This window comes from Pedobacter aquatilis, from assembly GCF_032678405.1.
Lineage (GTDB): Bacteria > Bacteroidota > Bacteroidia > Sphingobacteriales > Sphingobacteriaceae > Pedobacter > Pedobacter aquatilis_A.
The window spans coordinates 1,081,663-1,095,776 of sequence record NZ_JAVTSJ010000001.1; the positions used below are offsets into that span (position 1 = coordinate 1,081,663).

A 14,114-nucleotide genomic window follows, 5' to 3' on the forward strand; every position below is an offset into this window, starting at 1 on the left:
AGTTGATTATTTATTTAAGATTTGGAATTTCCGATTATTTGGGATTAAGGGGCATATGAAACAATATTTAGATTTAATGCAGCACGTGCTGGATAACGGCGCACAGAAACACGACCGCACAGGAACCGGAACCATTAGCGTTTTTGGCTATCAGATGCGGTTTAACCTTCAGGAAGGTTTCCCTATGGTTACAACCAAGAAACTGCATTTAAAATCTATTATTCATGAGTTAATCTGGTTTTTAACCGGCGACACCAACATCAAATACCTGAAAGACAATGGTGTTCGTATCTGGGATGAATGGGCCGATGAAGACGGTAACCTGGGTCCTGTTTATGGTTCACAGTGGAGAAGCTGGCCAACACCCGACGGACAACACATCGACCAGATCACCAACATCATCAATACGATTAAAAATAATCCCGATTCGCGTAGAATAATTGTTTCTGCCTGGAATGTTGCGGAGATTGAAAATATGGCTTTGCCACCATGCCATGCATTCTTTCAGTTTTATGTAGCTGATGGAAAGTTAAGCTGCCAGTTGTACCAACGCAGTGCCGATATTTTTCTTGGTGTACCTTTTAACATTGCATCCTATGCTTTACTGACCATGATGGTTGCACAGGTTTGCGGTCTGGAGGCCGGAGATTTTATCCATACTTTAGGCGATGCACACTTATATAATAACCATATCGAGCAGGCGAACCTTCAGTTAAGCCGCGAACCAAAACCACTGCCAACCATGAAAATAAATCCTGAGGTGAAAAGTATTTTCGATTTTAAGTTCGAAGATTTTACCTTAGAAAACTACGAAGCCCATCCGCATATTAAAGGAGTGGTGGCTGTGTAGTATGATTGTTCATTAGGCATTGGTTCATTAGGCTAAGTGTTTATTCAAAAAATCTCTATTCAATTTCATCCTTATAATTAATGTGTAAACAAAGTAATTATGAGTTATAATCGAATTGAAGATTTGGAAGTCTATATACTTGCTGAAGATTTATCAAATGAAATTTGGGATATTACAAATAAATGGGACTTTTTTGCTAAAGACACTGTAGGGAAGCAGGTTTGCAGAGCTGCAGATTCAATTAGTGCAAACATAGCTGAGGGTTACGGTCGTTTTCATTTCAAGGAAAATAAAAACTTTTGCTATTATAGCAGAGGTTCTATTCTGGAAACCAAATCTTTTTTGAGAAAAATGCGACATAGGGGTTTAGTTAGCGAGGAAATTTATGACCAACTTTTCGACAAGCTTGAAATAATACACATTAAGCTCAATGCTTATTTAAAATATATTGGAAAGGGCTCGCCTAGCACAAAATCATGAACGGATGGCCCCAATGAACTAATGAAACTAATGACCAATAAACCAAACTACCTTTCTATCGCCGTAGCAACAGGCGAAAACTTTGAAATTGGCAAAAATAACCAGCTCCTGTGGCACATGCCTGCCGATTTAAAGTTTTTTAAGCAAACTACATCAGGGCATACCGTTATTATGGGGCGCAAGACATTTGATTCTGTCGGACGACCATTGCCTAACCGCCGCAACATTGTAATTACACGTGATACAAAACTAAAGATTGATGGCGTGGAAGTGGTAAACAGTTTGGCTGAAGCCTTAAAAATCACGGCCAATGAAGATAAACCTGTTTTCATTGTTGGGGGAGCTGAAATCTACCGTCAGGCGCTACCTGAAACCGACACCTTATATTTAACCACCATTCACCATACTTTCGATGCTGATACTTTCTTCCCTGAAATTGATAAAAATGAATGGAAAATTATTAGTTCAGAACCGCACAAAGCTGATGAAAAAAATATTTACGATTATACCTTTGAGGTTTTAGAACGCAAGAAATAATCTATAATTCGTCATTGCGAGGCAGGAAGTAATTTCTTTCATAGGACTACTTCGTTCTTCTTAGTGATCAAGCCCCAAAAAGTCGAACCCGGCGCTTAACCGAAAACAGCTATTCTATCGATGCCACTTAAACCCGATAAAGTGGAAATACTTTTTGTTAGCAGCACCTTAAATATGATGTCATGCTGAGGCACGAAGCATCTGCAACCTATGAAACAGATGCTTCGTGCCTCAGCATGAAAGTAATAAAAAAAAGATTGGAACGATAGCGGGGCCGAACCAAAGCCAAAAGTTACTGCAAATGCTTTCCAAATAAAAATGTTACCAAACTTGTATAAATGAGGGTGTGCTGAGTAACGATTCAGCAGGGATAATTCAAGAATAGAAATTATTGTTAATAAATTATCAATTAAGGGGTTCTATAATTTAAAAATTTAATTAGATTTGCCGACTTGTTAAAAAACAGCGAAAGACAAATTATTTTAAACAAACAATGCAAGGAAAAGGTTTTATTAAGTTTATAGCGATAGTTTTAGCTATCGTTTGTGCGTATGCACTCTCTTTTACTTTGGTAGCAAACAAAGTAGAAAAAGACGCACAGAACTATGCGAAAGGTGATGTAGCCAAAGAGAAGGCTTATTTAGATTCGATGAGTACCGAGAAAGTTTACCCGCTTTTGGGCTTTACTTATCAATCGGTTAAATCGAAAGAAATCAATTTAGGTCTTGACTTAAAAGGCGGTATTAACGTAACGATGGAGATATCGTTATCGGAATTAGTAAAATCGTTGGCTGATAACACCAATGATGCTAATTTTAACAAAGCATTACAAAATGCACAGGCACAATTAAACGCCGGCGGTAAAGATTACATCAAATTATTTGTTAATGAATTTGAGAAATTAAGTCCGGGTGTGAAACTTGCAGATTATTTCTCAAATCAGGATAATGCTTCGCAGTTAAAACCAAACGCAACGAACAGCGAGGTTCAGTCTTTCTTATCAAAAGAAGCAGAAAGCGCAATTGACCGTTCATTTACAATTTTACGTTCACGTATTGATGGTTTTGGCGTAGTTAGCCCTAACATGCAAAAACAACCTGGAAGTAACCGTATCTTAATCGAGATGCCGGGTATTCAGGATAAAGAACGTGTTTATAAATTATTACAAGGTTCTGCCGAATTACAGTTCTGGCAAGTTTATCAGATTCAGGATGTAGTTTCTTTGCTTGAAAACATTAACAAAACCTTAGCATCTACTTTAAAAGATACTGCTCCGGCTGTTAAAGATACAACTGCTGCTCCGGCTGCTGGTGGTAAATTAGCTGGCCTTGAAAAAGCAGCTACTGATACAACTAAAGGTGGAAAACTTGCAGGTTTAGCTAAAAAAGATTCAACAGCTGCTAAAGCTGAAGCAACAAAATCAAATCCATTGTTTTCTGTTTTAAGTATCCCTACTTATCAGGCAGAAAATGGTCAGCCAGCTTTACGCCCCGGACCGATTGTTGGTTGGGTAGCCCAAAAAGATACTGCTAAAGTAAACTCATATTTCAAATTACCTGAAATTGCTGCTGCTATTCCTTCTACAATGAAGTTTATGTGGAGCGTTAAGCCAATGGAAGGAACTAAAGTTTTCGAACTTTATGCAATTAAAGTGGTAAGTGCTGATGGTAAACCAGATTTAGGTGGTGATGCGGTAAGCGACTCACGTAACGACTTTGACCAAAAAGGCAAACCTGAGGTAACCATGTACATGACCAGCGAAGGTGCTGCGAAATGGAAAAAAATTACTGCTGAGGCTTCTGCTGATATAAACAATAAAAAAGCAATTGCAATTGTATTAGATAACCAGGTTTATTCTGCCCCTACCGTTCAGAATGAAATCCCTAACGGCGTTTCATCAATCTCAGGTAACTTTACACAAGAAGACACCAAAGATTTATCAAACATCTTAAAAGCTGGTAAATTACCTGCGCCTGCACGTATTGCCGGTAGTTTCGTAGTTGGTCCAACTTTAGGTGCACAAGCAATTCACGATGGTTTAATCTCTTTCATCATTGCATTTATTGTAATCTTAATCTTCATGGCGTTATATTATCACCGTGCAGGTTGGGTTGCTAACTTCGCTTTATTATTAAACTTATTCTTCATCATTGGTATCCTAGTATCACTTGGTGCGGTATTAACGCTTCCTGGTATCGCTGGTATCGTTTTAACCATCGGTTTATCAGTTGATGCGAACATCCTTATTTTCGAACGTGTACGTGAAGAACTTGCCTTAGGTAAGAATATCCCAACGGCAATTAAAGAAGGTTTTAAACACGCTATGCCATCTATTCTTGATGCCAACATCACTGTGTTTATCTTAGGTGCTATCCTTTACTTATTCGGTAGCGGTCCGGTACAAGGTTTCGCAACTACTTTATGTATTGGTATTCTTTCATCTTTATTCGCTGCTGTAGCAATTTCGAGAGTTGTATTTGAATCGATGTTAAGCCGTAAAATGGAAATCAGCTTCGATAACAACTTTACACGCAACGCATTTAAAAACCTTGCTTTCAACTTCGTTGGTCGCCGTAAAATTTACTATATCATTTCATCTGTAATTATTATAGCAGGTATTGGTATGTACTTCAAAAATGGCGGTTTAAACTTAGGTGTAGACTTTAAAGGAGGTAGAACTTACCTTGTTCATTTCGACAAATCTGTAAATACAGAAGATCTAAAAACAAAATTAAACCCTGTTTTTGGTAACGAAACACCAGAGGTTAAAACTGCAGGAGAAGATAGTCAAGTAAAAATTACCACTACTTTCCATATTGAAGACCAAGATCCTAAAACGGATAAAGTTGTAGAGGATGCTTTAAACAAAGGTTTAGCAGGTTCAAAATATGAAATCGTAAGCTCGCAAAAAGTTACGCCGATTATCGCAAGCGATATTGTAAACGGTGCATTCTACGCAGTATTAATTTCATGTATCTTCATGTTTATCTATATTGTTGTACGATTCAAAAAATGGCAATATGGTTTAGGTGCGGTACTTGCATTATTCCACGACGTTTTAATGGTATTATCTTTCTATACTATTTTAGATGGTGTTATGCCATTCTCATTAGAAATCGGTCAGGATTTCATTGCAGCGATTTTAACAGTAATGGGTTACACCATGACAGAAACCGTTGTTGTATTCGATCGTATCCGTGAGCGTTTAAAAGAAGCTGGTAAAGATGATTTACATGGTGAAGAACGTAACAACCTAATCAACTTCGCATTAAACAGTACATTAAGCCGTACCATTTTAACATCATTAACCGTATTCTTCGTGTTATTGGTAATCTTCATTTTCGGTGGCGATAGCATCCGCGGATTCATCTTCGCACTATTAATAGGCCGTATTATCGGTACTTATTCATCGTTATGCATCTCTACACCTATCGTAATCGATTTGGGTAGCTCTGCAGAGAAGAAAAAATAAGACATCAAATCTTAATATATAAACGCTCCGATTTTATCGGGGCGTTTTTTTTTGCTACAGAAAACTGAATTATTATTTTGTTAAAATTTTTGAAAAACAGTTTCAGTATTTCATAGGCAACTCCAGTCCTGTTGTTCATTCCAATCTTTTTAATTAGGCACTATCATGCGGAGGCACGAAGCATCTATTTCATCGGTTGCAGATGCTTCGTGCCTCAGCATAACAAGAAATACAGGTTGTTGCAAATTAAAAAGTATTTCCACTTCCATCAGGTTTATTTAACTCAAGCTTCTGCTGAAAACCGCCAAAAATCCAAGCGTCATATTAAAGTTATATTATTTTCAATAACTGCTGAAACTTCAAACCCTAAACCTTTTGGCTATCTTTTTGTTACATTAGCAACAGATAAAACCGATAAAAAATGGATTTACAACTTCCTGAAAGCGAATACCCGAGAGTAGTTATAGTTGGCGGCGGATTTGGAGGAATTGAATTAGCGAAAAGATTAAAAAACAAACCTTTCCAGGTTGTAATGCTCGATAAACATAACTACCATACCTTCCAGCCATTGCTTTACCAGGTAGCTACAGGCGGTCTTGAAGCCGATTCCATCGCCTTTCCGCTACGTAAAATATTCAAAGGACAAAAAAATCTCATTTTCAGGGTAACGAAAGTTACAGAAGTGAATGCAGCTGAAAATTGCCTGCAAACCGATATTGGTAAGGTACACTACGATTACCTGGTTATTGCTACTGGTTCTACAAGTAACTTTTTTGGCAATAAAGAAATAGAAGCCAACTCTATGCCGATGAAATCCATTCCTGAGGCATTGGATTTGAGAAGTTTGATTTTACAGAATTTTGAAAAATCGCTTATCGAAAAAGATGCGGATAAAAAAAGTGCACTCTTAAACTTTGTTGTTGTTGGTGGTGGCCCTACAGGTGTAGAAACTTCCGGTGCCATTGCGGAACTTAAAAAGCATGTTATTCCCAACGATTACCCGGAAATGGATCTAAGTAAGGTAAATATCTATCTGGTAGAGAATTCGCCCGAGTTATTAGGCCCAATGTCGCCGCAGGCACAACAAAAATCGAAAGAATTCCTCATTAAAATGGGCGTTCAGGTAATGAACGAAACAAGGGTATTAGGATACGATGGGCATACCTTAACCCTTCAGGATAAAGCACCAATTTTAAGTTCTACTGTAATCTGGAGTGCAGGTGTTAAAGGAGAAGTATTGGCGGGTTTAGACAAAGCGGAGGTTGTGCGTGGAGGAAGGTTAAAAACGGACACTCAAAATCTGGTAACAGGCTATCCGAATATATATGCCATAGGCGATGTTGCAGCAATTATAACCGAAGAAACACCAAACGGGCATCCCGGAGTTGCCCCTGCTGCCATTCAACAAGGCCATCATTTGGCTAAAAACCTGATCAATATCATCGAAAATAAGCCCCTTGAGAAATTTAAGTATTTTGACAAAGGCTCAATGGCTACCGTTGGAAGAAACAAAGCCGTGGTAGATATCGGTAAAATTCGTTTCCAGGGTGTATTTGCGTGGTTCACCTGGATGTTTGTCCACTTGATGACTTTAGTTGGCTTTAGAAACAAGATTATTGTGTTTATTAACTGGTTATGGAGCTATTTCAGTTATGATAGAGGAACAAGGTTAATTATCAGAACTTTTGCGAAAGACAGAAGTATCGATTACCGGGAAGAAGTTAAAGAGGTTCATTAGTTCATTCGTCATTAGTTCATTGGTAACTGAAAACTGCCAACAGAAAACTGTTAATTGGTGTTTGATTATTGGTTTATTGATTATTAATCGATTTCTCTTTAAACTTCTTTTCTTTGCGAAAAACTTTGTGCAATTTCGGTTAACCAGAAGATATGAGCCAAAACAAGTTTAAATTAGTAGAGTGCCCTCGTGATGCCATGCAGGGATTACACGATTTCATTCCTACAGCACTTAAAGTCGAGTATCTTAACTTGCTTCTTCAAGTCGGTTTTGACACACTTGATTTTGGAAGTTTTGTTTCGCCAAGGGCTATTCCGCAGATGGCCGATACGGCAGAAGTGCTTGCCAATTTAGATTTAAGGAATACTACGACTAAACTTCTCGCAATTGTGGCTAATTTAAGAGGTGTTGAGGAAGCCGTAACACACGAGGAGATTAGTTATTTAGGTTTTCCCTTCTCGATATCCGAAACCTTTCAGCAACGCAATACGAACTCGAGCATCGAACAATCTTTATCAACTGTTGAACAAATGTTATCCCTGTGCGAAAAAAACAGAAAACAAGCTGTAGTATATCTTTCTATGGGATTCGGAAACCCTTATGGAGATGAATGGAACTACGAAATTGTAGAAAAATGGGCAACTGTTTTGGTTAATAAAGGAGTAGAAATTCTTTCACTTGCAGATACCGTGGGTGTTTCTACTGCAGAGAAGATTAAAACAATATTACCCAGACTTATTTCCAGATTTCCAGATACGGAAATAGGCATACACCTGCATTCAACTCCGGGAGAGTGTTATGAAAAAATTGAAGCAGCTTATTATGCAGGTGTAAAACGGATTGACTCAGCCCTGAAAGGCTTTGGTGGTTGCCCAATGGCTGCTGATGATTTAACTGGTAATATCGCAACTGAAGAAGTAATTGGTTTCCTCAACACAAAAGGAGAAAACCTAAACCTTGATATGGAAAAATGGAACGAGGTAATGGCTTTATCAGCAAAGATATTTGGTTAATTTTTCACAGTCGTCATTCCGATTTACGAAGCAATCCTACAACTTCAGCTGGGATTTATACACTAAAAAAACAGGCTCTACCTTAGCGAGCGCTTTAATATTGCTTCGTTACCTCGCAATGACGAAGTGCTAATCCAAGTTGTCATATAAATATTACTACAGAAGATATAATAGATTTTTAAATTCAAAATGGGGATAATCTAAACCTCAACATGTAAAAATGGGATGAAGAAATGCAATTATCAGGGAAGATACTTGGGTAAATTTTCACTTATTCATCTTGTCGTCATTGCGAGGTACGAAGCAATCTTACAACTTGGGGTGGGATTTATACACTAAAAAATAGGTTCTACCATAGCGAGCGCTTTAAGATTGCTTCGTACCTCGCAATGACGAAGCGTTAATCCAAGTTATCGTATAAATCTTTCCAACTCGGATTTAGCCTCTCAATTAAATTAATCTTTTGCTGACGGCTCCCTCCTTTTAATCTTTTTTCCTCCGAAATTGCATCATCAATTGTAGGAAAAAACATAAAGTATACCAGCTTATAGCATTTATACTTCGACGTAAAGCTTTTTAAAAAATCGTTATTTTTATGTTGCCAAATTCTGTTTTGTAAATATGAAGTTACTCCAACATATAAAACGTTATTAAAAGAGTTTGTCATGATGTAAACACAGCCTCCTCTCTCCATTTTAATGTATTTTAAATAGCAAACGTACTAAGATCGTTTCTTACATCGCAATGACGACAACTTTACTTAAACTTTCTTAACCATTTTAAAGTGCTGTATACCAGCCTCCTCAAACTGCTCTCCTTCTGCTGCAAAACCAAATTTGGCGTATAAACTCACTGCATCCAATTGCGAATTGAGGTAAATATAATGGGCATCTTCCGGTAAATCCGATAGTGCTTCAGCAATTAAAGCACGGCCAACCCCCTGCCCTCTGAACTCTTTCAAAACAGCAAAACGTTCCAGTTTATAACCTAAGTCTGTTTTGCGCCAGCGGCAAGCACCACATGGCTGTCCGTTTTGGGTAGCTAAAAAGTGTATCGAAACATCTTCATTTTCCCATTCTAACTCTGGCGGACAATTTTGCTCATCTACAAATACCTTTTTACGTATAGCGAATACCTTATCTAAATCTTCGGGGTGTATAACTTTCTGAACGAGTAGGCTCATGGTTTTGGATGTTTAAAGTGTTTATTCGTTTTTAATTTCAGCTCATTTAATTCTTTTGCGACATCAATGGAGTGCGAGCAATGAATATCAGCTTCTTTTTTGGCAAGTGCAGCAATAGTAACGTAAAACTTATGTAACTGATCCAATTCCCTTTCACTTAAGTCCTCAATATCAACCATACGGTTACTTGCGCCTTGCTGCGCGGCAATAAGTTCATTCAGTTTTAATTGTATTGCTTTCCCATCTTTATTTTGTGCTTTCTGAATCAGAAAAACCATCAGAAAAGTAATAATTGTTGTTCCGGTATTAATTACCAACTGCCACGTTTCTGAATAGTTAAACAGTGGTCCGCTAACCGCCCAGATTACTACAATTGCCGTAGCAGCAATAAATGCCGCAGAACTACCAGTAAATTTGGTTGCAGCATTAGCAAACCTTTCAAAAAAGTTGTTTTTTTTGTTATGCGCCTTAGATTTTGTCATCACATTTTCGTTTGCTTAAATATAGCTAATAACAAATAAAAGCGCCATAAGTTTTTAAACCTATGGCGCTTTGTTTATTCTTTGAAGATTAAAAATTTTGCAACGTTTCAACGTTACAACTTTCAATACCTACTATAATTTATCGTTGGCGTTTACACAATTTAAATCTTCAAAAGCAACAGTTAAACGTTTAACAAATGCTTCTTCAGCCTTACGTAACCAAACACGTGGGTCATAGTATTTTTTATTTGGTTTGTCATCACCTTCAGGGTTACCGATTTGTCCTTGAAGATAAGCCTCATTCTTTTTGTAGTATTCTAAAATACCTTCCCAGAAAGCCCACTGCATATCGGTATCGATATTCATTTTAATCGCACCGTAAGAAATTGCTTCTCTGATTTCTTCCTGAGAAGAACCTGAACCACCATGGAATACGAAATTGATTGGTTTCTCAGCTGTTAAATTGAATTTCTCTTTGATGAAATCCTGAGAGTTTTTCAAAATTACCGGTTGCAATTTCACGTTACCCGGTTTATAAACACCATGAACATTACCAAACGCAGCTGCAACTGTAAAACGAGGAGAAACTTTGCTCAATTCTTCGTAAGCATAAGCTACTTCACTCGGTTGTGTATATAATTTAGAGCTATCTACATCGCTGTTATCTACACCATCTTCCTCACCACCGGTTACACCAAGTTCAATTTCGATAGTCATGTTCATTTTCGACATGCGAGCTAAATATTTAGCTGAAATTTCCATGTTTTCTTCGATAGACTCTTCAGATAAATCTAACATATGTGAAGAAAATAATGGTTTTCCGGTTTCAGCGAAGAATTTCTCGCCATGGTCTAAAAGGCCGTCAATCCAAGGCAACAATTTTTTAGCGGCGTGGTCGGTATGTAAAACCACAGCAACACCATAATGTTCTGCCAATAAATGTACATGTTTAGCTGCCGATACAGCACCTAAAATACATGCCTGCAATTTCTCATTATCTAAAGATTTACCAGCATAAAACTGGGCACCACCATTCGATAATTGAATCATAACAGGCGAATTTACTGCCTTAGCAGTTTCCATTACCGCATTAACCGTGTTTGTACCGGTTACGTTTACTGCTGGTAAAGCAAACTGATGTTTTTTAGCCTGTTCAAATAATTCCTGAACGGCATCTCCGTAAATTACGCCTTTGTAGCCTTTTAAACTCATCTCTTGTTAATTTTTATTTGTCCGAAGTTATAAAAAAAAATAACAATCCAAGCTTTTGTAACAACAGAATTATTTGCCTTACAACCAAATAGAGGGCGTTTAGTGTAAAAAACACATTATCCTTAGTGTAAAAAGAACACACCTACTGTAATATTCAATTTTCAATAATCAATTTTCAAACAATTTAAAACACCACATAAGTTTTGATTTATGAATTTGTTATCGAAAATTTTATCTATTCAGTATTGATAATTGTAATTTGGTTATTGGTTATTTATAAACTTGATTATATTTTTCGTTTCTTTGCAATCCAATTCTTTAAAAAATTATATGGCTTGGTTTAAAAGAGAAAATAAAGGTATCATTACCACAACCGAAGAGAAGAAAGAGGCACCTGATGGCGTGTGGAATAAATGTCCGAATTGTAAAAAACCCTTGCATCAGGCAGAGCTTCAGGAAAACAAATATGTTTGCCATTACTGCGATTATCACCTGAGAGTAGGTTCTAAAGAATACTTCGAAGTTCTTTTCGATAATAATGAGTTTAAAGAGCTTTTCGCCAATTTAACCTCTGGCGACCCACTTAACTTTAACGATAACAAACCTTATACCGATAGAATTAAAGAAAGTCAGGCAAAAACCGGCTTAAAAGATGCTATCCGTGCAGGTGTAGGTAAAATTGAAGGTCAGGATATTGTAATTGCCTGTATGGACTTCGCTTTTATTGGTGGTTCAATGGGTTCTGTAGTAGGTGAAAAAATAGGTCGTTCTATCGATTATAGCATCAAGCACAAAATTCCTTTCCTGATGATCTCAAAATCGGGTGGCGCACGTATGATGGAAGCTGCATTTTCTTTAATGCAAATGGCTAAAACATCGGCAAAGCTTGCGTTATTAAGTCAGGCTAAAGTTCCATACATCTCTTTACTTACCGACCCTACAACCGGTGGTGTAACGGCTTCATATGCGATGCTGGGTGATATTAACATCGCTGAACCGGGTGCGTTAATCGGTTTCGCTGGCCCTCGTGTAATTAAAGAAACCATTAAAAAAGACTTACCTAAAGGTTTCCAGACTTCTGAATTCGTTTTAGAACATGGATTCCTTGATTTTATTGTCGATAGAAGAGCCATGAAAGCTAAGCTGGGTGCTTTTATCAAAATGATGAATAACTAATTTTTAGTTTAATTGGTCAATCGTCTTAATTGATTAATTGAAATTTCGAAAAGCAGGGTTTGAATACCTTCGGGTAATTCAGCCCTGCTTTTTGCTTTATCCCAAAGGAGAATCGGGATGCCCGCTACAATCAGGTTTAGTTTACTAAGTTTGATCATTCTTGGGTAGCGGCAGCTTCTTTTCTATCGCCCTATTTTTCCATCTACTGAAGCTAGCCGGCAATTAAGCTTAACACTAAGATTCCCACTAATGGGCACCCAATTCATTGCCGTTGACTTCAGACAACGGCGGCAGCAATTAACACACACTGCAACATTTCCATTAACATCACTCATCACCTTTCTAATTGCTTAAATTAGCCTCATCAGTTAACTAAAAACGATTATGAATAAAAAACTACTATTACCTTCTCTCCTCCTCCTCACATCATCTTTTGCTTTTGCACAAGACAAAAAAGTAATCGACAACATTGTTAAAGAGGTTAATGAGAACTCTCAGTTAGAGAAACTGGCACATGAACTTTTAGATGTTGTCGGACCACGTTTGGTAGGTTCACCGCAAATGAAACAGGCAAACGACTGGGCAGTAAAAAAATACAGTGACTGGGGTATTTCTGCAAAGAATGAAAAATGGGGTGAATGGCGTGGCTGGGAAAGAGGTGTTACCCACATCGATTTGGTAAGCCCGCGTTTAAGAACCTTAGAGGGTACGCAATTAGCCTGGAGTCCATCAACCAATGGAAAACCAATTAATGCTGAAGCAATTGTGCTACCTGCCATTACCGACTCTGTTTCCTTCCAGCAATGGCTGCCAAATGTGAAAGGTAAATTGGTTTTGATATCAATGAACCAGATTTCGGGCCGTTCGGAAAAGAACTGGGAAGAATTTGCGACCAAAGACTTATTCGAAAAATATAAAAAAGAAAAAGCTGACGCAGCGAAAGCATGGACTGCAAGTATGGCTAAAACTGGTCTAACAGCTAAAAATCTGGCTTTGGCTATCGAAAATGCAGGTGCAGCAGGAATTATCATTAATAACTGGTCGCAGGGCTTTGGTGTCGACAAAATTTTCGGCGCAAATACTACAAAAATCCCAACATTGGATTTATCTGTGGAAGATTATGGCCTGGTATACCGTTTGGCTGTGGGTGGCAACAAACCCGTATTAAAAATTGAATCAGAATCGAAAGAATTAGGTGTTGTTCCAACTTTTAATACAATAGCAGAAATAAAAGGTAAGCAAAAGCCTAAAGAATATGTAATGTTATCCGCACACTTCGATTCGTGGGATGGTGCAAGCGGTGCAACGGATAATGGTTCTGGCACTATCCTAATGATGGAAGCTATGCGCATTTTAAAGAAATTCTATCCAAACCCTAAACGTACCATCTTAGTTGGCCACTGGGGAAGTGAAGAACAAGGTTTAAATGGTTCAAGGGCATTTGTTGAAGACCACCCGGAAATCGTTAGCAATTTACAGGCTTTATTTAATCAGGATAACGGAACAGGCCGTGTGGTAAACATTGGCGGACAAGGCTTTGCAAAATCAAAGGATTATATTACCCGTTGGTTAAATGCCGTTCCTGATACCATTAAAAACCAGATTAAAACCAACTTCCCAGGGATGCCTGGTGCTGGCGGCTCTGATTTTGCATCTTTTGTTGCTGCCGGTGCATTAGGCTACTCTTTAAGCTCAACAAGTTGGGATTACGGCACTTATACCTGGCATACTAACCGCGACACCTATGATAAATTAGTGTTCGACGAAATCCGCAGCAATGTAATTTTAGCAGCAATAATGGTTTATATGGCTTGTGAAGACCCGGAGAAAACATCAACTGAGAAAGCTACAGATTTACCGGCAAATCCGAGAACAGGTAAACCAGCAGAATGGCCTACCCAAACAAAATCGAATAGAAAAGGTGGTTTGTAAATAAAACTGAAATGTAATTGAAAAGAGCATCCGAAAACG

Annotated in this window: 13 protein-coding genes; 8 read left to right on the forward strand and 5 right to left on the reverse strand. The window is 37.9% G+C overall.

The annotated features are described in order from the left end of the window. The first annotated feature begins 55 nt into the window (after positions 1-55). The 6 genes from R2R71_RS04475 (at position 56) to R2R71_RS04500 (ending at position 8,090) form a co-directional block, all read left to right on the forward strand. A complete protein-coding gene (locus R2R71_RS04475; RefSeq protein WP_316830050.1) occupies positions 56-850 on the forward strand; it encodes a thymidylate synthase in 795 nt (264 codons plus the stop codon). A 99-nt stretch (positions 851-949) separates the two neighbouring features. After that, positions 950-1,330 carry a four helix bundle protein gene (locus R2R71_RS04480; RefSeq protein WP_316830051.1) on the forward strand — a complete coding sequence of 127 codons (381 nt, stop codon included), beginning with the start codon at positions 950-952 and terminating at the stop codon, positions 1,328-1,330. Positions 1,331-1,360: 30 nt separating this feature from the next. After that, positions 1,361-1,867, forward strand: coding sequence for a dihydrofolate reductase (locus R2R71_RS04485; RefSeq protein WP_316830052.1), 507 nt, complete (start codon positions 1,361-1,363; stop codon positions 1,865-1,867). 493 nt (positions 1,868-2,360) lie between these two features. After that, positions 2,361-5,339, forward strand: a complete 2,979-nt coding sequence (gene secDF / locus R2R71_RS04490) for a protein translocase subunit SecDF (protein WP_316830053.1) — start codon at positions 2,361-2,363, stop codon at positions 5,337-5,339. A gap of 421 nt (positions 5,340-5,760) precedes the next feature. Then, a complete protein-coding gene (locus R2R71_RS04495; RefSeq protein WP_316830054.1) occupies positions 5,761-7,077 on the forward strand; it encodes an NAD(P)/FAD-dependent oxidoreductase in 1,317 nt (438 codons plus the stop codon). Positions 7,078-7,229: 152 nt separating this feature from the next. Next, positions 7,230-8,090 carry a hydroxymethylglutaryl-CoA lyase gene (locus R2R71_RS04500; RefSeq protein ID WP_316830055.1) on the forward strand — a complete coding sequence of 287 codons (861 nt, stop codon included), beginning with the start codon at positions 7,230-7,232 and terminating at the stop codon, positions 8,088-8,090. A 400-nt stretch (positions 8,091-8,490) separates the two neighbouring features. On the opposite strand, the gene R2R71_RS04505 is transcribed toward R2R71_RS04500, so the two are convergent. The 4 genes from R2R71_RS04505 to fbaA all read right to left on the reverse strand — a co-directional run bounded on the left by R2R71_RS04505 (position 8,491) and on the right by fbaA (position 10,967). After that, positions 8,491-8,784 (reverse strand): GIY-YIG nuclease family protein, encoded by a 294-nt coding sequence (locus R2R71_RS04505; RefSeq protein WP_316830056.1) that lies wholly within the window; start codon positions 8,782-8,784, stop codon positions 8,491-8,493. A gap of 66 nt (positions 8,785-8,850) precedes the next feature. Further along, the gene (locus R2R71_RS04510; protein WP_316830057.1) at positions 8,851-9,273 is read right to left on the reverse strand and encodes a GNAT family N-acetyltransferase; all 423 of its coding nucleotides are present in this window, start codon (positions 9,271-9,273) and stop codon (positions 8,851-8,853) included. Continuing rightward, positions 9,270-9,755, reverse strand: coding sequence for a low affinity iron permease family protein (locus R2R71_RS04515; RefSeq protein WP_316830058.1), 486 nt, complete (start codon positions 9,753-9,755; stop codon positions 9,270-9,272). The genes R2R71_RS04510 and R2R71_RS04515 overlap by 4 nt, the downstream gene beginning before the upstream one ends. Before the next feature lie 132 nt (positions 9,756-9,887). After that, positions 9,888-10,967 (reverse strand): class II fructose-bisphosphate aldolase, encoded by a 1,080-nt coding sequence (fbaA, locus tag R2R71_RS04520; RefSeq protein WP_316830059.1) that lies wholly within the window; start codon positions 10,965-10,967, stop codon positions 9,888-9,890. A gap of 330 nt (positions 10,968-11,297) precedes the next feature. On the opposite strand from fbaA, the gene accD reads away from it, so the two are divergent. Continuing rightward, positions 11,298-12,143, forward strand: coding sequence for an acetyl-CoA carboxylase, carboxyltransferase subunit beta (gene accD / locus R2R71_RS04525; RefSeq protein ID WP_316830060.1), 846 nt, complete (start codon positions 11,298-11,300; stop codon positions 12,141-12,143). An 8-nt stretch (positions 12,144-12,151) separates the two neighbouring features. Here accD and R2R71_RS04530 read toward each other — a convergent pair whose 3' ends face one another. After that, on the reverse strand, positions 12,152-12,301 hold the full coding sequence (locus R2R71_RS04530) for a hypothetical protein (RefSeq protein ID WP_316830061.1): 150 nt from the start codon (positions 12,299-12,301) through the stop codon (positions 12,152-12,154). Between the two features lie 226 nt (positions 12,302-12,527). On the opposite strand from R2R71_RS04530, the gene R2R71_RS04535 reads away from it, so the two are divergent. After that, positions 12,528-14,075 (forward strand): M20/M25/M40 family metallo-hydrolase, encoded by a 1,548-nt coding sequence (locus R2R71_RS04535; RefSeq protein WP_316830062.1) that lies wholly within the window; start codon positions 12,528-12,530, stop codon positions 14,073-14,075. Positions 14,076-14,114: the final 39 nt, after the last annotated feature.